Origin of the sequence: Variovorax paradoxus (assembly GCA_016806145.1) — a bacterium.
Lineage (GTDB): Bacteria > Pseudomonadota > Gammaproteobacteria > Burkholderiales > Burkholderiaceae_C > Variovorax.
In genome coordinates this window covers 3,453,716-3,472,405 of the sequence record CP063166.1, presented here as the reverse complement: position 1 = coordinate 3,472,405, position 18,690 = coordinate 3,453,716, and the positions used below count along the sequence as shown (strand labels likewise).

Genomic DNA, 18,690 nt, shown 5'->3' with positions numbered 1-18,690 from the left:
TCCTGAACCGCTGAATTCGGACTTCCGGACGCAGAAGTCGCGAAGGTTACGCAGAAGTCGCAGAAGAGAAACCAGAATTTTCATTGGTTTTTCTCTGCGACTTTTTCTTGGCTTTCCGCGCCTTCCGCGCTCGCTGTCCGACCCCGATCCCGCTTTCCTGGAACCCACCATGAGCCTGCGTCCCACCCTCGATTTCCTGCTCTACGACTGGCTGCATGCCGAAACGCTGGCCTCGCGCGAACGCTTCGCCGACCACTCGCGCGAGACCTTCGACGCGGTGCTCGACACCTGCGAGCGCATCGCGCGCGAGAAGTACGCGCCGTTCAACCGCACCGTCGACACGCAGGAGCCGCATTTCGACGGCGAGAAGGTGATCCTGCCGCAGGCCACGCACGACGCGCACAAGGCCTTCGTCGAATCGGGAATGATGAGCGCGGCGCAGGACTACGACATCGGCGGCATGCAGCTGCCCTACACGGTGCAGGCCGCGGCCAACAGCTTCTTCGCGATGGCCTCGGTGAGCATCGGCTCGAACATGCTGACCAGCGGCAACGCCAACCTTCTGCTGGTGCATGGCACCGACATGCAGAAGGAGGTGTTCGCCAAGAACGAGTTCTCCGGCCGCTGGGCCGGCACCATGTGCCTGTCGGAGCCGCAGGCCGGCTCCTCGCTGAGCGACGTGGCCACGCGCGCGGTGCCCGATGGCGAGGGCTTCCAGGACGATCCGCTGGGCCCGCGCTACCGGCTCACGGGCAACAAGATGTGGATCTCCTCGGGCGACCACGAGCTGACCGAGAACATCGTGCACATCGTGCTCGCCAAGATCCCCGACGAGAACGGCAAGCTGGTGCCGGGCACGCGCGGCATCTCGCTGTTCATCGTGCCCAAGCGCATGGTGAACACGCAGGGCGAACTCACGGGTGAGCGCAACGACGTGGCGCTCGCGGGCCTCAACCACAAGCTGGGCTGGCGCGGCACCACCAACACGCTGCTGAACTTCGGCGAGGGCAAGTACCCGGTCGGCGGCAAGGCCGGCGCGGTGGGCTACCTGGTCGGCGCGCCCGGCAAGGGACTGCACTGCATGTTCCACATGATGAACGAGGCGCGCATCGGCGTCGGCACCGCCGCCACCATGCTCGGCATGGCCGGCTACTACGCCTCGCTCGACTATGCGAAGAGCCGGCCGCAGGGCCGCCTCGTGAAGAAGCCCGAGGGCGGCGAGGCCAAGGTGGTCAAGGATTCGGCCGGCCCGCAGGTGCGCATCATCGAGCACGCCGACGTGCGCCGCATGCTGCTGGCGCAGAAGGCCTATTGCGAAGGCGCGCTGGCGCTCGAGCTATATTGCGCGCGGCTGGTCGACGAGCAGAAGACCGGCAACGCGCAGGCCGCCGACGACGCGCGGCTGCTGCTGGAAGTGCTGACCCCGATCGCCAAGAGCTGGCCCAGCGAATGGTGCCTCGAGGCCAACTCGCTCGCGATCCAGGTCCATGGCGGCTACGGCTACACGCGCGACTTCCCGGTCGAGCAGTACTGGCGCGACAACCGCCTCAACATGATCCACGAGGGCACGCACGGCATCCAGGCAGCCGACCTGCTGGGCCGCAAGGTGCTGATGGAAAAGGGCCGCGGCCTGCAGCTGCTGGCCGGCCGCATGACCGAGACCATCGGCCGCGCCGCCCAGGTGCCCGCGCTCGCCGCCCACGCCAAGGCACTGGGCGAGGCGCTGCAGCGCGTGGGCAGCGCCACCGAGGCCGCCTGGTCCACCGGCGACCCGGCCGAGGCGCTGGTGAACGCGGTGCCGTACATGCAGGCCTTCGGCCACACGGTGCTGGCCTGGCTGTGGCTCGACGTGGCGCAGCGCGCGCTCGAACTCGACCCGGCGCAGGCCGCGCCCGCGACTGCTGGCAAGATGGCGGCCGCGCGCTATTTCTTCCACTACGAGCTGCCCAAGAACGGCGCCTGGCTCAACGTGGTCGAGAGCCGCGATCCGACCTGTACCGCCTTGCCCGAAGAGGCATTCTGATGCCCTCCATTGCCATGACCCCTCCCACTCCCGCCAAGCCACCGAAACCGCATGCCACCCTCGAGAAGTGGATCTGGATCCTGATCTACGGCGGCCTGTTCCTCATCGTCCTCGGCATCGCCACCGGCCGCACCGAGCCGGCCACCGGTTGGGCCATGGCCGCTCCCGGCGGCATCGCGACCGTCGTGGGCTTTGTGCTGATCTACGTGCGCTCGCGCATGAACGACAAGTAAGGAGCAAGGCCATGCTCAGGCACATCGTGATGTGGAAGTTCAAGGAACACGCCGAGGGCGCCGACAAGGCCGCCAACCTCGCCAAGGCCAAGGCGTTGCTCGGGGCCTGCGCGACGCTGTCTCCGGGCACCGTGCGCTTCGAGGTCGCGCTGGCCCAGCCGGGCCTGGAAGCCACCTACGACCTGATCCTCAACTCGGAATTCACCGACGCCGCCGCGCTCGCGGCCTATGCAGAGCATCCGCAGCACGTCGCGCTCAAGCCCTTCATCGGCGCCGTGCGCGAAGCGCGCCAGTGCATGGATTACGAGCTCTGACCCCCGAACACCACCGACACCCGGAGACATTCCCATGACCGCACGCACCACCCAGCAACTGTTCGACCTCCGCGGCAAGACCGCGCTCATCACCGGCGGCTCGCGCGGCCTGGGCCTGCAGATGGCCCACGCGCTCGGCGAGGCCGGCGCGAAGATCATGCTGAGCTCGCGCAAGGCCGACGATCTCGAGCAGGCCGCGGCCGAGCTGCAGGCCGCCGGCATCGACGCGCGCTGGATCGCCGCCGACTGCGCGAAGGAGGAGGACACCCGCCGCCTGGCCGAGGAAACGCTGCAGCGCCTGGGCGCGATCGACATCCTCGTGAACAACGCCGGCGCGAGCTGGGGTTCGCCGGCCGAGAGCCACCCGGTCGAGGCCTGGGACAAGGTGATGAACCTCAACGTGCGCGGCTATTTCATCCTGTCGCAGCACGTGGCCAACCAGTACATGATCCCGAAGAAGAGCGGCCGCATCATCAACATCGCCTCGATCGCGGGCCTCAACGGCAACCCGCCCGAGATGCAGACCCTGGCCTACAACACCTCCAAGACCGCGGTGATCGGCTTCACGCGCACGCTGGCGGCCGAATGGGGCAAGTACAACATCACCGTCAACGCGATCTGCCCGGGCTTCTTCATGACGAAGATGGCGGCCGGCCTGATCAAGTCGCTGGGCGAGGAGAAGATGGCCGCGCAGGCGCCGCTGGGCCGCCTGGGCGACGACGAAGACCTGAAGGGCCTGACGCTGCTGTACGCGAGCGATGCCGGCAAGCACATCACCGGCCAGTGGCTGGCCGTCGACGGCGGCGTGAGCGTGGTGCTGGGCGCGGCCTGAACACGTTCTGAAGCAATGACCCAAGACTCCGACGACATCAACATCCGCTCGTACACGAGCCAGATCCCGTTCGCGCGCCACCTGGGCTTCGAGCTCGTGAAGTTCGAGAACGGCGAATCCGAGATCCGCTACACGGCGAAGCCCGAGCACCTCAACACCTTCGACGTGACGCACGGCGGCGCCTGCATGACCTTGCTCGACATCAGCATGGCCGCGGCCGCGCGCAGCGTGACACCCGAGACCGGCGTGGTCACGATCGAGATGAAGACCAGCTTCATGCAGCCCTCGGTCGGCCCGCTGCACGCACGCGGCACGCTGATCCACCGCACCGCCACGCTGGCCTTCACCGAGGCCAGGATCTACGACGAGCAGGAGCGCGTGTGCGCCCATGCCACCGGCACCTTCAAGTACGTGAAGCGCCGGCTGCCGACCGGCCCGGCGAGCGCCAACGCGATGCGCCCGCCGTCGACCGACTGACGGCGAACAGTCCAGGGGCGGCGGACCGCGTTCCGCCGCCGCAGTCCGAAGGCGCCTCGCGCGCCGCCAACCAGCTTCCAGGAGAACCGACCATGCCGACCAACAAGCAGCAGATCCTCGACAACCGCCCCGAGGGCGAAGCCGTCGCGAGCAACTTCAAGCTCGTGACCGCGGAAACCCCGGCGCTCCAGGACAACCAGGTGCTGGTGCGCCACCACTACATGAGCCTCGACCCCTACATGCGCGGGCGCATGAACGAAGCCAAGAGCTACGCCCAGCCGCAGCCGCTGGGCCAGGTGATGCAGGGCGGCACCGTGGGCGAGGTGGTCGAGAGCAAGCATTCGAAGTACGCCGTGGGCGACAAGGTGGTGGGCTTCGGCGGCTGGCAGGAATACAGCGTGGTCGATGCCTCGCAGCCCGGTGCGCTCAAGAAGGTCGACACCACCCACGTGCCGCTGTCGCACTACCTGGGCGCGGTCGGCATGCCGGGCGTGACCGCCTGGTACGGCCTGGTCAAGATCATCGCGCCCAAGGCCGGCGAGACCGTGGTCGTCACGGCCGCCAGCGGTGCCGTGGGCAGCGCCTTCGGCGCACTGGCCAAGGCGCGCGGCTGCCGCGTGGTGGGCATCGCGGGCGGGCCCGACAAGTGCAAGTACGTGACCGACGAACTCGGCTTCGACGCGTGCATCGACTACCGCCAGCATCCCGACGTCAAGACCATGAGCGCGGCGCTCAAGGAAGCCTGCCCGAACGGCATCGACGGCTACTTCGAGAACGTCGGCGGCTACATCTTCGACGCCGTGCTGCTGCGCACCAACGCCTTCGCGCGCGTGGCGCTGTGCGGCATGATCGCGGGCTACGATGGCCAGCCGCTGCCGCTCGCGAACCCCGCGCTGATCCTGATCAACCGGCTCAAGGTCGAGGGCTTCATCGTCAGCGAGCACATGGAGGTGTGGCCCGAGGCGCTGGCCGAGCTCGGCGCGCTGGTGGGCAGCGGCAAGCTCAAGCCGCGCGAGTCGGTCGCGCAGGGCATCGAGGCCGCGCCCGAGGCCTTCCTGGGGCTGCTCAAGGGCCGCAACTTCGGCAAGCAGCTGGTCAAGCTGATCTGAGGCACTGAAAAAACGCGAAGGAGCCGGCCATGGACGCGACCCACGAGGTATTCAACCAGCCGGCGCCACTGGCCGGCTACAACCTCTTCGACACCAACCGGCCCCTGCGCGATGCGTTGAACTTCAATGCGCCGCAGCTGCCGACCGATGCCTTGCGGCAACTGGGCGAGACGCTGGGCTCGGCCGAGATGCAGACCCATGCGCGGCTGGCCAATGTGCACACGCCCGAGCTGCACACGCACGACCGCTTCGGGCGGCGCATCGACGAGGTCGAGTTCCATCCGAGCTACCACCTGCTGATGAAGGCGGCGGTGAGCGCGGGCCTGCACGGCACGCCGTGGCGCGCCGAGCCCGGCGCGGCCGCGTCGCCCCATGTGCTGCGCGCCGCGGGCTTCATGCTCTTCACCGAGCTCGAGCCCTCGATGCTGTGCCCGATCTCGATGACCTACGCCGCCACGCCCGCGCTGCGCGACAACGCGGCCGTGCATGCCGACTGGGGCGCGAAGCTCGGCAGCCTCGTGTACGACCCCGCGCTCAGGCCGGTGGCCGACAAGGCCGGCGTGACCATGGGCATGGGCATGACCGAGAAGCAGGGCGGCTCCGACGTGCGGGCCAACACCACGAAGGCGGTGCGCGCGGACAGCGATGGCTGGGGCGAGCGCTACGAGATCACGGGCCACAAGTGGTTCTTCTCGGCGCCGATGTGCGATGCCTTCCTGGTGCTGGCGCAGGCGCCGGCCGGGCTCAGCTGCTTCTTCCTGCCGCGCGTGCTGCCCGACGGCACGCGCAACGCGATCCGCATCCAGCGCCTGAAGGACAAGCTCGGCAACAAGGCCAATGCCAGTTCCGAGGTCGAGTTCCACGGCGCCAGCGCCTGGCTGGTGGGCGAGGAGGGGCGCGGCATTCCGCAGATCCTCGAGATGGGCACGATGACGCGGCTGGACTGTGCGCTCGGCACCAGCGGGCTGATGCGCCAGGCCCTCGCACTGGCTTTGAACCACACGGCGCAGCGCAGCGCCTTCGGCAAGCCGCTGATCGCGCAGCCGCTGATGCAGAACGTGCTGGCCGACATGGCGCTCGAGAGCGAGGCCGCCACCGCGCTCGCGATCCGCCTCGCGCGCGCCTTCGACCGGCCCGCCGACGAGCACGAGCGCCTGATGGCACGGCTCTTGACGCCGGTCGCCAAGTTCTGGATCTGCAAGCGCGGCAGCCTGCTGGGCCAGGAGGCGATGGAATGCCTGGGCGGCAACGGCTACGTGGAGGAGGGCGGCGAGGGCGTGATGGCGCGCGTCTACCGCGAGATGCCGCTCAACTCGATCTGGGAGGGCGCGGGCAACATCATGGCGCTCGACCTGCTGCGCGGCCTGCGCAAGGGCGACGCGGTGGCGGCGCTGGCGCACGAACTGGCGCCCGCGCGCGGCCAGCATGCGGCGCTTGATCGCCTGGCCGACGCGCTGCCCGCGCGCATCGAGGCGATGGCCTCCGAGGTCGAGGCGCGTCGTCTGGCACAGGACGTGGCGCTGGCCGTGCAGGCTTCGCTGCTTGCGCAGACCGCGCCGCCGGCGGTGGTGGGCGCGTTCTGCGCCTCGCGCCTGGGCGGCGACTGGGGCCATGCCTTCGGCACGCTGGGCGCGGGCACCGATTTCGATGCGATCGTGCGGCGCGCGCAGCCGGTCTAGAAGAACACTGTCTCCCTCTCACAAGGAAAAACCACGATGGCCGATCTGATCCTGCACCACTACGCCACTTCTCCCTTCTCGGAGAAGGTGCGCCTGATCCTCGGCGCCAAGGCGCTGCCGTGGAAGTCGGTCTTCATCCCGCCGATCATGCCCAAGCCCGACGTGGAGGTGCTCACGGGCGGCTACCGCAAGACGCCGTTCCTGCAGATCGGCGCCGACATCTACTGCGACAGCGCGCTGATCGCCGACGTGCTCGAGCACCTGCAGCCCGCGCCCACGCTGTACCCCGAGCCCGAGAAGGGCATGTCGCGCATCCTCGCGCAGTGGGCCGACACCACGCTGTTCTGGGCCGCGATGGCCTGGAACCTGCAGCCCAAGGGCGCGGCCGAGGTGTTCGCCAAGGCGCCGCCCGAGGCCGCCAAGGCCTTCGGCGAGGACCGCGCGAAGATGAGCGCCGGCAACATGACGCGGCTGCGCCCGGCCGATGCCACCAGCGCCTACAAGTCGTACCTGCGCCGGCTGTCCGACATGCTCGACGACAAGCCCTTCCTGCTCGGCGAGGTGCCCAGCATCGCCGACTTCTCGGCCTACCACCCGCTCTGGTACACGCGCCGCATCGAGGCGGTGAAGGGCATCCTCGACCTCACGCCCGCGGTGGTCGACTGGATGAACCGCATGGCGGCAATCGGCCATGGCACGCCCGAGAAGTTCGGCGCCGACGAAGCCATCGCCGTCGCCAAGGCCGCGACGCCGCATTCGCTGCTGACCGACAGCACCTTCCAGGACGACCACGGCATCCCGCTGGGCAGCGCCGTCACCCTGCGCGCCGAGAGCTTCGGGCTCGAGGAAACGCCGGGCATCCTGGTGGCGGCCACGCGCACCCACTACTCGCTGGAACGCACCGGCGAGCGCACGGGGCGGGTGCATGTGCACTTTCCGCGCATCGGCTATGTGCTGAAGAAGGCCGAGGGCTGAATCCGCCGGACCGGCCGAGCGCCGGCTCGGCGGTCCCGGTCAGTTCACCGTGTGCGAGCCCAGGCCGTCCGAGGTGTTGATCGGGAAGCTGTCCCACTGCTGCGCCGGATCGAAGGGCAGCAACGGATTGCGGTCGCCGGCCTTGACGGTGGGCTTGCGGCGCAGCGTCTGGTCCAGCGTGCTCACGCTGCCGCTCTTCCATTCGGCGCCGGGGTCCACGCCGACCTGGCCAATGCGGTCGATGACCGTGCCCGACTTCTCGATCGTCAGCGCATCGTCGCCGTTGTAGTTGACCACGCTGCTGACGAGCGAACCCGCGGGCTTGAAGGGGGCAGTGGCGCCGCTGTTCGACAGCACCAGCGTCGCGCCCGCGGCCAGCGTGCCGCTGAGCACCTGGGTGTTGGTCGCGGTGCTCGCGCCGTTCGAATACAGTTTGACGGTGTAGAGGCTCAGATCCAGCGCCGCCGCGGTCGGGTTGTAGAGCTCGATCGCCTTGTTGTTCGAGCTGCCCTCGATGTACTCGCTGAAGAACAGGTCGGGCGCGCCGGGCGGAACCACCACGATCTTGCTGACGGCGACGCTGCCGGAACGCGTGGCCGTCTGGCCCGCCGAGTTGGTCAGCGTGATCACGACGTCGAAGCTGCCCGCGGCCGCGTAGGTATGCGTCACCGTGCCCGCGCCCGGCGCGGTCGTCGGTGCGCTGCCATCGCCCCAGTCGACCGAGAGCGAAGTCAGGGTGGCGCTGCCGCCGGGCAGGGCTTCGGTGATCGTCACGCCGTAGCTTTCGCCGGCCCTGGCGCTCGCGGGGATCGTGCCGCCGAGGATCGGCAGCGTCACCGCCGGATCGGCCGCGAGGTTCAGCCCCACCAGCACCGGGTCGTGGTCCGAGGCGCGGAACGGCGTCGGCGCGTAGCGGTCGTCGGTCGTGAAGTCGGTGTTGTAGTCGAGCGCCGTCGGCTCGTCGGCATTGATGTGCCACACGCCCACGCCCGCGACCTGCGTGGCCAGCGATCCCGAGGCATAGGCATGGTCGAGCGCGCCGGTCTCGCCGCCGAACACGTAGGTGTAGCGGTCGTTGGCGGGCATGCGCTTGAGCAGGCTCTCGTTGCCGGCCGACTCGAGCACCTTCGTCGGGTCCTCGAGCAGGTAGCTGTTGAAGTCGCCCATCATCAGCACGTCGGCTTCGCCCTGCGCCTTGAGCTTGGCGACGAAGCTGTTGAGCGCCGTCGCCTGCTTCGTGCGCGCGAGGTTGAAGCAGCCCTGGCCGAGGTCGATGTCGCCCGTGCCCGGGCAGCTGCCCTTGCTCTTCAGGTGATTGACCACGAACCAGAAGCCGCCGTGGTTGCCCACCGCGCTGAAGCGCTGCGCCAGCGGTGGCCGGCCGCTGGGCGCGACGTAGTCGCTGAGATCGCTGCCGGTGGGGAACACCAGGCCGCCGACGCGCTGCACCCTCGCGGGCTTGTAGAGGATGTCGACCTTGATCGCGTCGGTGCCGAAGCTGCCGCTGCGCACGGAGGCATAGGTACCTGCACCGAGCTTCGCGTTGAGCGCGGCCACGAGGTTGTCGGTCGCCACGTCGGTGTTCTGGATCTCCATCAGCCCGATCACGTCGGCATCGAGGCCCGCGATGGCGGCCACGATCTTGGCCTGCTGGCGATCGAACTCGGTGCGGTTGTTGGCGCCGCGGCAGTTGCCCGCGCTCGGGGCCTCGCTGCCGAGCGTGCAGCCCTGGCCGGTCTGGCCCGCGGCGTTCTCGCCGTTCTGGAAGGTGGTGAAGTAGTTCAGCACGTTGAGGCTCGCGACCTTCAGCGCGCCGCCGACCGCGGGCGCGGTGGCCGGGCGCGGATTGGCCTGCGCGAAGCTGGTCGCCTCGGTCGGCTGGATCCGGTAGGCCGCGAAGTTGTGGCTCAGGATGCCCGTGACCTTCTGCGTCGTGTCGCCCATGCGGCGCGTGCCGTCGGTGCCCGCGGCGCTGAGATAGGGGATGGGGTTCGGGTTCTGGCGCGAGCCGCCGTCGTCGAGCACGATGCGCGCGAGCAGGTTCTGTTCGTGCGTCGCGGCCGCATTGCCGTTGGTGGGATTGAACTGGCGTCCGTTGAGCGCCAGCACCAGCTGGCCGTAGCGGCCCAGCTCGAACAGCTCCGACACGGCCAGCGGCTGCGCGATCTCGACCCGCATGCCCTCGTAGCGCTCGAGCGTGGACTCGTCGGCCACGGGCAGCATGATCGGCGTCGGCGCGATCGCGAGGCCCGAGCCGCAGGTGGAGACGGCCACGGGCTTGTCGTTGCTGCCCGCGATCTGCGTGATGCTGTCGGGCTTGGCACCCGCGCCCGCGGTCTGGCCGAACTCGGTGACCGTGCCCGAGACCTGCACGTAGTCGCCGACCGCCACGCGCGTGGCGTTGGCCGGCGCATAGACGAAGAGGCCTTCGGAGGTCAGCGGATCGGCATCGGGCACCAGCGACTGCACGAAGAAGCCGTTGAGCCGGGGATCGCCGGTGCCGGTGGGCTGGAAGTCGCCGACCACCACGCCGCGCACGGTCACGGCCTGTTCGGCCATCGGGCTCAGGTGGCCCGTGCCCTGCACGGCGGGAATGGCCGCGAGCGGCGCATCGGCGGGAACGGCAGCCGCGCAGGTCGGCGCGGGCGGCGGCGGCGGTTGCACGGCCGGTGGCGCGGTGCCGGCGGGTGGTGGGGGGACGAAGGGGAAGACACCTCCGCCGCCACCGCCGCCGCCGCACGCGCTCAACGCGACGACCGCTGCGAGTACCAAAGTTCTGAGTTGCCAGGTCGGCCTCGGCGCTGCATGGATCATGGGTGTTCTCTCGATGGATGAAGGACCGGCGAGCGGGCTGCGGCGGTTTATAGGCAGCTTGTATGTAGCTTCGGAGACATCCTTCGGCCCCGTCGGCCCATGCGTAAACCAAAGGCTTCGCGCTGCGTCGCACGAACGACAGCCGCGTGCGCGCCGACGCGCTCTAATGCTCGGCGCAGAGCCATTCCAAAGGAACGTATCCAATGATTCAGGACTTCAAGGGCAAGACCGCCGTGCTCACCGGCGCGGGCTCGGGCTTCGGACTCGAATGCGCGCGCATCGGCGCGGCGCGCGGCATGAACCTCGTGCTGGTCGACGTGCAGCAGGACGCACTCGACAAGGCGCAGGCCGAGATGGAAGCGGCCGGCGCGCAGGTGCTGGCGCGCAAGGTCGACGTGTCGGACGCGGCGCAGATGGAAGCGCTGGCCGCCGCCGTCAAGGAGCGCTTCGGCGCGCCGCACTTCGTCTTCAACAATGCCGGCGTGGGCGCGGGCGGCCTGGTGTGGGAGAACACCGTGGCCGACTGGGACTGGGTGCTCGGCGTCGACCTCTGGGGCGTGATCCACGGCGTGCGCCTGTTCGTGCCGATGATGCTCGAGGCCGCCGCGAAGGACCCCTCGTACCGCGGCCACGTGACCAACACCGCGAGCATGGCCGGCCTGCTGACGCCGCCGAACATGGGCATCTACAACGCCGCCAAGGCCGCGGTCGTGAGCCTCACCGAGACGATGTACCAGGACCTGAACCTGGTCACCGACCAGATCGGCGCCAGCCTGCTGTGCCCGTACTTCGTGCCCACCGGCATCACCAGCAGCGAACGCAACCGGCCCGACGCGCCCGCGCAGAGCGAACTCACCAAGAGCCAGCTGATCGGCCAGGCCATGAGCAACAAGGCGGTGAGCAGCGGCAAGATCACGGCGGCCGAGGTCGCGGCCAAGGTCTTCGAGGCGATCAGCGACAACCAGTTCTACGTCTTCAGCCATCCGAAGGCGCTGGGCAATGTGCGCAGCCGCATGGAGAACATCGTCTCGATCACCAACCCCGCGGACCCCTTCCTCGAGCGGCCCGAGATCGGCGCCAAGCTGCGCGAGCAACTGCGCGCGCCTTGAATTTGGACAGCCGAACGCAGAACGAAAACCAAGGAGCGCAGAAGTCGCAGAAGAACATCCATTTTTTGGTTGTTCCTTCTGCGACTTCTGCGAAACCTTCGCGTCCTCTGCGTTCGGCTGTCCGATCCCGCCTTCAACCCTCGGCCTGCCGCAGCGCCACGGCCACCAGCACCACCGACGACAGCGCGGCCGCGGCGGTGCGCACGCTGTTCCACAGGGTCCAGGTCTCGAGGTAGCTGTTCCACGGCGCCTCGGTGGGCGCGGCGGCCAGCTGGTCGTTGAGCGGCACGTTGAAGACCATGGTCACGCCGAAGCAGCCGAGCAGGTAGAGCAGGGCGCCCAGCAGCACCAGCTGCGAGTCGGTCTGCGCGATCGAGAACAGCGACCAGATGGCAAGCCCGATGCCGAGCACCGCCGTGCCCATGAACAGCACCATGAAGCTCGGCGTGATCACGGTCAGGTTGATCGCGTTCATCGCGCGCATGCCCTCGGCCGGCGGCACGCGCGCCAGCGCGGCCATGATGAAGGACGAGAACGCGTAGAACATGCCGGCGACCAGTGCGCTCGACAGCGCGCCGGCCAGCACCAGCGCGGTCAGCAGCTTGCCGCTCACGACGCGGCTCCCCAGACGCCGGTGGGCGCGGTGCGCGCGAGGTAGTCGGCGAAGCTGCGCGGCGGCCGGTCCAGCGCGCGCTGCACGCCGTCGGCCACCGGCGTGTTGCGCCCGTCGAGCACGGTCTTGAACAGGTAGATCACGAGCCACGCGAGATCGCTCGGCAGGCCGGCCTGGCCCAGCGCGGCGGCGTAGTCGTCCATCGTCACGATGCGGCAGCCGATGCCGCGCTGCGCGGCCTGGCCGATGCGGCGGATCGCCTCGGGAAAGTCCAGCGCCTCGGGGCCGGTCAGTTCGTAGAGCTGGCCGCCATGGCGCCCGCCCTCGGGATCGAGCAGCGCGGCGACCGCGATCTCCGCGATGTCGTCGGCATCGACGAAGGGCTCGGGCGCGAGGCCCTCGGGCAGCGTGATCTCGCCGGCGACGATCTCCTCGAGAAAGTAGTTCTCGCTGAAGTTCTGGAAGAACCAGCTGGCGCGCACGATGGTCCAGTCGAGCGCGCTGGCGCGCAGCGCGTTCTCGGCGTCCTCGGCCTCGGGTTCGCCGCGGCCCGAGAGAAGCACGGTCTTGCGCACGCCGGCCCGGGCGATCGCCTCGCAGAAGGCGCGCACGGTCTCGACCGCGCCGGGCACGCAGAGGTCGGGCTGGTAGGCGATGTAGACCGCGCGCACGCCCTCGAGCGCCGGGCCCCAGGTGGCGCGGTCGTTCCAGTCGAAGGCGGGCCGGGCGTTGCGCGAGCCGGCGCGCACCGCATGGCCGGCGGCCTGCAGCAGGGCCATGACGCGCGCGCCGGTCTTGCCGTGGGCGCCCAGTACGAGAATGGGTCTTGCGTCGTCGCGCGCCTGCGACCGGGTCTGATCGATTGCCATCGGGGACTCCTTGGGTTAATGTGAGGATTGCTCACGTAAAAAATGATATTCCCTCACATTTCGAGCGTCAACCGTTTTTTCGAGTCGTCCCCGCCATGAACCAGATCGCCACCGCCACCCCGGGCGCCCGCAAGAACCCCACGCAGGAGCGCAGCAAGGCGCGCGTCGAGCTGATCCTCGAATGCGCGTCGGCGCTGATCGAGCACGGCGGCAGCGACGCACTGAAGATGAGCGAGGTGGCCGCGCGCGCCGGCATTTCGATCGGCTCGCTCTACCAGTACTTCCCCGACAAGAGTTCGCTGATCCGCGTGCTGGCCGAGCGCATCAACCTGCACAGCCGTGGTTGCATCGAGGAGGGCCTGCGCGAGGTGCACGATCTCGCGAGCCTGCGGCTGGCCTTCTCGGCGCTGGTCGACCGCTATTTCGAGATCGTCAGCGCGCGGCCCGTGATGCGCGACATCTGGAGCGGCATGCAGGCCGACCGGCAGCTGCTCGGGCTGCAGATCGCCGAGAGCCGCATCGCGGGCGGCATGCTGGCCGAGGCGATGCGCAAGGTGCATGGCGATGCGGAGCGCGAACGCATCGCCGAGATCGAACAGTCCGCCTTCCTGATCTGGGAGCTCGGCGAGGCCACGATCCGCCTCGCGATCGGCGTGGCGCCGGAGGAAGGCGCGGCGCTGGTCGCGGCCTACAAGCGCATGGCGCTTCGCGAGATCGCCGAGCCCTTCGAGGATTGATCAGCCGGCCGGCTGTGCCTGCGACGCGATCCAGTCCCAGACCGCGCGCACGGCAGGCTCGTCCTCGCGCCCGCTCGCGGTGGCGAGGAAGTAGCGCCCGGTATCGAGCGCCGGCCCGAAGGGCTGGACCAGCGCGCCGCTGCGCAGCTCCTCGGCCGCGAGCGTGAGGCTCAAGAGCGCCACGCCATGGCCGCCGAGCGCGGCGAGGATCGCATGGGTCTCGTCGGAGAACGAGAGCTCGGCCTCCCGCGCGGTTGGCGCGGCCGGCGCGGCCTGCTTCGCCGAGCGGCCGCGCGGCGGCGCCAGTCCCGCTTCCTCGAACCAGCGCGGCCACAGCGCCGGCGCATGGGCCTGCGGCTGCCAGTCGCAATGGATCAGCCGGTGCCGCGCCAGATCCTCCACGCGCGCCAGCCCCAGCATCGGGCTGCACAGCGGCGCGTAGCGCTCGGGCATCAGCGCGCGTGCCGCCAGGCCTGGCCAGCGGCCGCTGCCCAGGCGCACCGCGATGTCGGCCTCGCCGCGCGCGAGGTCGACCACGGTGTCGCTCGCATGCAGCCGGAGCTCGATGCCGGGGCAGGCCGCGCGAAAGGCCGCCATGCGCGGGATCACCCAGCGCGCGGCGAAGGCGGTGTTGGTGCTCAGCGTCACGGCCTGTGTCGCGGCCGGCCGGCGCAGCCGCTCGACGCCGGCCTCGAGCGCGTCGAAGCCCTGGCGCAGGTCCTCGAACAGCCGCGCGCCCGCGGGCGTGAGCGCCAGTTGCCGTGTGAGGCGGCGAAACAGCGGCTGGCCCAGCGTGTCCTCGAGCGCGCGCACCTGGTGGCTGATGGCCGAGGGCGTGACCGACAGCTCGTGCGCCGCGCGCAGGAAGCTGCCATGCGCCGCCGCGGCCTCGAAGGCGCGCAGCGCGAGCAGCGGGGGCAATCGCCGGGGGGGCCTGACGGATGAATCTGGCTCGTTCATTGGAGGAGAAACGATCGTTTGTGGTGCCATGCCGAGGCCCATAGATTCTGGGTACGACTCGGCCGATCGCCATTCTGGCACCGCGAGACGAAAGACATCCATTCACTCATTCCAAGGACCACCGACCATGTCCCTCAGACTGCTCCATATCGACGCCAGCGCGCGCCCGGGCCGCTCCGGCACCGATCCCCATGGCTCCCATTCGCGCCGCCTGTCGGCCCGCTTCGTCGAGCGCTGGCAGGCGCTGCGGCCCGGCGACGCGGTCGAGCACCTCGACGTCGGCCAGCAGCCGCCGGGCTTCGTCGACGCTCGCTGGATCCATGCCGCCTTCACCGCGCCCGAGCAGCGCGAGCCCTGGATGGCCGAGCGCCTGGCCGAGAGCGACCGCCTGGTCGACCAGCTGCTGGCCGCAGACCTCGTGGTGGTCGGACTGCCCATGTACAACTTCGGCGTGCCGGCGCAGTTCAAGGCCTGGATCGACAACGTGGTGCGCGTCGGCCGCACCTTCGGCTTCGACCGCGCGCGCGGCGCCGTGCCGTACTGGCCGATGCTGCCGCCCGGCAAGCGGCTGGTGCTGCTGGGCGCGCGCGGCGACCATGGCTACGGCCCGGGCGGGCGCATCGCGCACATGAACCATGCCGAGGCGATGGTGCGCACGGCGTTCTCGTACATCGGCCTGACCGAGGTGCACGAGGCCGCGGCCGAGGGCGACGAGTTCGGCGGCGCGCTGCTGGCCGATTCGCTGGCCCGGGCCGAGGCCGAGGTCGACGCGATGGTGGATGCGCTGGCCGGTGCGGTGACGCCCCCGGCGGCCGGCCAGCCGCTGGTCGCGGCTTGACGGGTGCGCGCGGCGGCTGCATCCGTTCGGGTGCCCGCCGCGTATGGGCAAGCGGAGGTGTATGACGTTTCTCACCTTCCGCTGACCGACGAACGCACCGATACTCGCCCCAGGTTGCACGAGCCGGCACGGAACCCCGGCGCGCCCTGGCCCCTTCATCCCATTCATGACCCCTTCGCGACCGTTCCATCGCCGTTTCGGACTCCACACCCGCGTCAGCCTCGGCGTCGCCGCCGTGGTGCTGGCCGCCACCGTCGCCATCGCGATGGTCGCGCTGCAACTGGTGCGCGGCAGCCTGCGGGCCTCGATCACCGGCGAGCAGTTCGCGCGCGTGTCCTCGATCGCGACCGGCGTCGACCAGAAATTCGGCAGCCGCCGCATCCTGCTGCAGACCTTCGTCGACAGCGTCGAGGCGCAGAACTTCCAGGACGGCCGGCCGTTGCAGGCCTTCCTCGAGCGCCACAAGTCGCTGCGCCTGGCCTTCGACAACGTGGCCTTCATCGACCTCGAGGGCAACCTGGTCGCCAACCTCAGCAACGCCAGCCAGGTCGGCACCATCAACATCCGCGACCGCGCCTACTTCCAGCAGACGGTGCAGTCCGGGCTGGGCCTGATCTCGCGGCCCTACCGCAACCGGCTCAACGGCCTGGCGCAGATCGCCATCACCGAGCCGGTGCTCGACGCGCAGGGCAAGGTGCGCTTCGTGGTGTCGGGCGCGCTCAATCTCAAGGACCGCAACATCCTCGGCGATCTGGCCGACGTGCGCTTCGGCAAGACCGGCTACCTGTTCATCCTCACGGCCGACGGCGTGGTGGTCGACCATCCCGACGCGGCGCGCATCCTGACCCGGCTGCCGACCGACAACGGCGCCAACCCCGAGATCCGGCGCGCCATCGCGGGCTTCGAGGGCACCAGCGAGGGCATCGACGAATCGGGCGTGCAGGGCCTGTTCGCGTTCCAGCGCACCGACCAGACCAACTGGATCGTCGGCGCCATGTACCCGAGCAGCGAGGCCTTCGCGCGCATCGACGCGATCGAGCGCGTGGCGCTGGGCGGCGGGCTGGTGGCGGCGCTGCTCGCGGGCGCGCTCGCGCTGGGCTTCGTGCGGCGGCGCCTGACGCCGCTGGCCGCGCTGCACGGGCGCATGCAGTCGGCGCAGGACCCGGCCGCCGGCGTGCCCGAGCCGCCGGAGCGCTACGCGCAGGACGAGATCGGCGAGCTCGCGCGCAGCTTCGACCAACTGATGGCCCAGCGGCGCGCCAGCGAATTGCGCCTGGCGCGCTCCGAGGCCCAGGTGCGCACCATCGCCGACAACATCCCCGCGCTGGTCTCGCACGTCGATGCGGCGCTGCGCTACACCTTCGTCAATGCGCACGTGAAGGCGATGCACGACGACGGCGAGCTGGTCGGCCGCGCGATGCCCGAGGCGCGCGGCGCCGAGGACTTCGCGGTGGTCGCGCCCTACTACGAGCGCGCGCTGCGCGGCGAGACCGTGATCATCGAGAAGGCCGGCAACCCGGCGCGCGGCGTCGGCGACCGCACCTACAAGGCCCACTACATCCCCGACCGCGACACCGAGGGCGTGGTGCGCGGCGTGTTCGCGATGACCTTCGACATCACCGACGAGGTGAACGTGCGCAAGGCGCTGACCGAGCAGGAGCGCCGGCTGCGCGACGTGACCAACAGCATCCCCGCGCTGGTCGGCTACTTCGACCGCGACGAGAACTGCCTGTTCGCCAACAGCCGCGCGCGGAAGCTCGCCGACCTGTTCGACGGCCCGCTCGCGGGCGTGAGCCTGCGCTCCTCGCTCGGCGAGGCGGTGTACGCGCAGATCCGGCCGCACCTGCCCTCGGTGCTGGCCGGCAAGAACGCGCACTTCCCGGTCGACGCCCCGATCCACGGCAGCGACGGCCATTTCCAGACCCACCTGATCGCCGACATCAGTCTCGAGGGCGAGGTGCTGGGCTTCTACCTGATGGCCTTCAACATCACGGCGCTGAAGGAGGCCGAGCTGCGCGCCGCCGAGAGCGAGCTGCGGCTGCGCGCCATCACCAACAGCATGCCGGCGCTGATCACCTACATCGACCGCGAGGAGCGCATCACCTTCGCCAACGCCACCAGCCACGCCTGGCTGGGCCTCGGGCCCGCGCAGGTGGAAGGGCGCCATCTCGAGGAGGTGGCGGGCCGCGAGGTCTACCTGACGCGCCGCCCGATGCTCGCGCGCGCGCTGGCCGGCGAGAAGGTGGAGTTCGAGGCGCGCACGCAGCGCGCGGGCTACGACCGCGTGACGCAGGTGATCTACGTGCCCGACACGCGCAGCGACGGCAGCACGCACGGCATCTTCTCGCTGGCGCTCGACATCACGGCGCTCAAGCTGGTGGAGCGCCAGCTGATCGAGCTCGCGCGCATCGACACCCTGACCGGCCTGCCGAACCGGCTGGCCTTCAACGAGTTCCTGCCCGACGCGGTGCTGCGCGGGCGCATCACCGGCCATTCGCTGGCCGTGATGTTCCTCGACATCGACCGCTTCAAGGCCATCAACGACACGCTGGGCCATGCGGTGGGCGACGCCGTGCTGGCCGAGTACGCGCGCCGGCTCAAGGCCTGCGTGCGCGCCAGCGACATGGCGGCGCGGCTGGCCGGCGACGAGTTCGTGCTGGTGATCGAGAACCTCAAGCAGCGCGAGGCGGTCGCGGCCGTGGCCTCGAAGATCGTGGCGCAGATCAACCACCCGGCCTTCCGCGTCGACGGCCAGCGCATCGAGGTCGCGACCAGCATCGGCATCGCCTTCCACGGCCCGGCCGAATCGGCGGTCACGGCGGCCGAGCTGCTGGCGCGCGCCGATGCCGCGCTCTATGCCGCCAAGGCCGCGGGCCGCAACCGCTATGCCTTCTTCGTGCCGGGCGAGGGCGCCCAGGGCAAGGCGGCCTTCCCGCATTCGCAGCCGTCCTTCCTCGAGCCGCCCGAAGGCGAAGGCTGACGAGGCGAGGGCGCGGGGCAGGGCGCCCGCGCACCTCGCTTGCACTCGCACTTGCCTGATCCTGCGAAGAGTCCGAGCAGCGGACAGGGGCTCGTGATGGCTATAGCATGCAGCCCTTCGCAATCCGT

The 18,690-nt window shown here is 69.8% G+C and carries 16 protein-coding genes; 12 read left to right on the top strand and 4 right to left on the bottom strand.

The genetic code is table 11. The features are described 5' to 3' along the window. The first annotated feature begins 169 nt into the window (after positions 1 to 169). From INQ48_16305 to INQ48_16270, 8 genes are all read left to right on the top strand, one after another. Positions 170 to 2,023, top strand: coding sequence for an acyl-CoA dehydrogenase (locus INQ48_16305; GenBank protein QRF54997.1), 1,854 nt, complete (start codon positions 170 to 172; stop codon positions 2,021 to 2,023). Next, entirely contained in the window at positions 2,023 to 2,256 is a 234-nt protein-coding gene (locus tag INQ48_16300) for a hypothetical protein (protein ID QRF54996.1), read from the top strand. The genes INQ48_16305 and INQ48_16300 overlap by 1 nt, the downstream gene beginning before the upstream one ends. Positions 2,257 to 2,267: 11 nt before the next feature. Further along, positions 2,268 to 2,570: a Dabb family protein gene (locus INQ48_16295; GenBank protein ID QRF54995.1), complete on the top strand. Its 303-nt coding sequence runs from the start codon at positions 2,268 to 2,270 to the stop codon at positions 2,568 to 2,570. 34 nt (positions 2,571 to 2,604) lie between these two features. After that, complete coding sequence (locus INQ48_16290) at positions 2,605 to 3,402, top strand: SDR family oxidoreductase (GenBank protein QRF54994.1); 798 nt, start codon at positions 2,605 to 2,607, stop codon at positions 3,400 to 3,402. 15 nt (positions 3,403 to 3,417) lie between these two features. Further along, on the top strand, positions 3,418 to 3,879 hold the full coding sequence (locus INQ48_16285) for a PaaI family thioesterase (protein ID QRF54993.1): 462 nt from the start codon (positions 3,418 to 3,420) through the stop codon (positions 3,877 to 3,879). Between the two features lie 92 nt (positions 3,880 to 3,971). Then, entirely contained in the window at positions 3,972 to 4,988 is a 1,017-nt protein-coding gene (locus INQ48_16280; protein ID QRF54992.1) for an NADP-dependent oxidoreductase, read from the top strand. 29 nt (positions 4,989 to 5,017) lie between these two features. Further along, entirely contained in the window at positions 5,018 to 6,667 is a 1,650-nt protein-coding gene (locus tag INQ48_16275) for an isovaleryl-CoA dehydrogenase (protein QRF54991.1), read from the top strand. A gap of 36 nt (positions 6,668 to 6,703) precedes the next feature. After that, entirely contained in the window at positions 6,704 to 7,642 is a 939-nt protein-coding gene (locus INQ48_16270; protein QRF54990.1) for a glutathione S-transferase family protein, read from the top strand. Between the two features lie 39 nt (positions 7,643 to 7,681). Here the strand turns inward: INQ48_16270 and INQ48_16265 are convergent, their stop codons facing one another. Then, entirely contained in the window at positions 7,682 to 10,306 is a 2,625-nt protein-coding gene (locus INQ48_16265; GenBank protein QRF54989.1) for an ExeM/NucH family extracellular endonuclease, read from the bottom strand. Between the two features lie 353 nt (positions 10,307 to 10,659). Between INQ48_16265 and INQ48_16260 the strand changes: the two genes are divergently transcribed. Then, on the top strand, positions 10,660 to 11,565 hold the full coding sequence (locus INQ48_16260) for an SDR family oxidoreductase (GenBank protein ID QRF54988.1): 906 nt from the start codon (positions 10,660 to 10,662) through the stop codon (positions 11,563 to 11,565). Between the two features lie 133 nt (positions 11,566 to 11,698). Here the strand turns inward: INQ48_16260 and INQ48_16255 are convergent, their stop codons facing one another. Together INQ48_16255 and INQ48_16250 are read right to left on the bottom strand one after the other, a co-directional pair. Beyond that, positions 11,699 to 12,112 carry a DUF1772 domain-containing protein gene (locus INQ48_16255; GenBank protein ID QRF60760.1) on the bottom strand — a complete coding sequence of 138 codons (414 nt, stop codon included), beginning with the start codon at positions 12,110 to 12,112 and terminating at the stop codon, positions 11,699 to 11,701. A gap of 62 nt (positions 12,113 to 12,174) precedes the next feature. Continuing rightward, positions 12,175 to 13,047, bottom strand: a complete 873-nt coding sequence (locus tag INQ48_16250; protein ID QRF54987.1) for an NAD(P)H-binding protein — start codon at positions 13,045 to 13,047, stop codon at positions 12,175 to 12,177. Between the two features lie 95 nt (positions 13,048 to 13,142). On the opposite strand from INQ48_16250, the gene INQ48_16245 reads away from it, so the two are divergent. Beyond that, a complete protein-coding gene (locus INQ48_16245) occupies positions 13,143 to 13,784 on the top strand; it encodes a TetR family transcriptional regulator (GenBank protein ID QRF54986.1) in 642 nt (213 codons plus the stop codon). Here the strand turns inward: INQ48_16245 and INQ48_16240 are convergent, their stop codons facing one another. Beyond that, positions 13,785 to 14,744: a LysR family transcriptional regulator gene (locus tag INQ48_16240; protein ID QRF54985.1), complete on the bottom strand. Its 960-nt coding sequence runs from the start codon at positions 14,742 to 14,744 to the stop codon at positions 13,785 to 13,787. A 127-nt stretch (positions 14,745 to 14,871) separates the two neighbouring features. On the opposite strand from INQ48_16240, the gene INQ48_16235 reads away from it, so the two are divergent. Together INQ48_16235 and INQ48_16230 are read left to right on the top strand one after the other, a co-directional pair. Further along, entirely contained in the window at positions 14,872 to 15,582 is a 711-nt protein-coding gene (locus tag INQ48_16235; GenBank protein ID QRF54984.1) for an NAD(P)H-dependent oxidoreductase, read from the top strand. Between the two features lie 166 nt (positions 15,583 to 15,748). Then, positions 15,749 to 18,562: a diguanylate cyclase gene (locus tag INQ48_16230; GenBank protein ID QRF54983.1), complete on the top strand. Its 2,814-nt coding sequence runs from the start codon at positions 15,749 to 15,751 to the stop codon at positions 18,560 to 18,562. Positions 18,563 to 18,690 lie beyond the last annotated feature (128 nt).

Bases quoted from the DNA above. Each gene is read 5' to 3' on its own strand.
- INQ48_16305 (QRF54997.1), top strand. From the start codon at position 170: ATGAGCCTGCGTCCCACCCTCGATTTCCTGCTCTACGACTGGCTGCAT.
- INQ48_16300 (QRF54996.1), top strand. From the start codon at position 2,023: ATGCCCTCCATTGCCATGACCCCTCCCACTCCCGCCAAGCCACCGAAA.
- INQ48_16295 (QRF54995.1), top strand. From the start codon at position 2,268: ATGCTCAGGCACATCGTGATGTGGAAGTTCAAGGAACACGCCGAGGGC.
- INQ48_16290 (QRF54994.1), top strand. From the start codon at position 2,605: ATGACCGCACGCACCACCCAGCAACTGTTCGACCTCCGCGGCAAGACC.
- INQ48_16285 (QRF54993.1), top strand. From the start codon at position 3,418: ATGACCCAAGACTCCGACGACATCAACATCCGCTCGTACACGAGCCAG.
- INQ48_16280 (QRF54992.1), top strand. From the start codon at position 3,972: ATGCCGACCAACAAGCAGCAGATCCTCGACAACCGCCCCGAGGGCGAA.
- INQ48_16275 (QRF54991.1), top strand. From the start codon at position 5,018: ATGGACGCGACCCACGAGGTATTCAACCAGCCGGCGCCACTGGCCGGC.
- INQ48_16270 (QRF54990.1), top strand. From the start codon at position 6,704: ATGGCCGATCTGATCCTGCACCACTACGCCACTTCTCCCTTCTCGGAG.
- INQ48_16260 (QRF54988.1), top strand. From the start codon at position 10,660: ATGATTCAGGACTTCAAGGGCAAGACCGCCGTGCTCACCGGCGCGGGC.
- INQ48_16255 (QRF60760.1), bottom strand. From the start codon at position 12,112: ATGTTCTACGCGTTCTCGTCCTTCATCATGGCCGCGCTGGCGCGCGTG.
- INQ48_16250 (QRF54987.1), bottom strand. From the start codon at position 13,047: ATGGCAATCGATCAGACCCGGTCGCAGGCGCGCGACGACGCAAGACCC.
- INQ48_16245 (QRF54986.1), top strand. From the start codon at position 13,143: ATGAACCAGATCGCCACCGCCACCCCGGGCGCCCGCAAGAACCCCACG.
- INQ48_16240 (QRF54985.1), bottom strand. From the start codon at position 14,744: ATGAACGAGCCAGATTCATCCGTCAGGCCCCCCCGGCGATTGCCCCCG.
- INQ48_16235 (QRF54984.1), top strand. From the start codon at position 14,872: ATGTCCCTCAGACTGCTCCATATCGACGCCAGCGCGCGCCCGGGCCGC.
- INQ48_16230 (QRF54983.1), top strand. From the start codon at position 15,749: ATGACCCCTTCGCGACCGTTCCATCGCCGTTTCGGACTCCACACCCGC.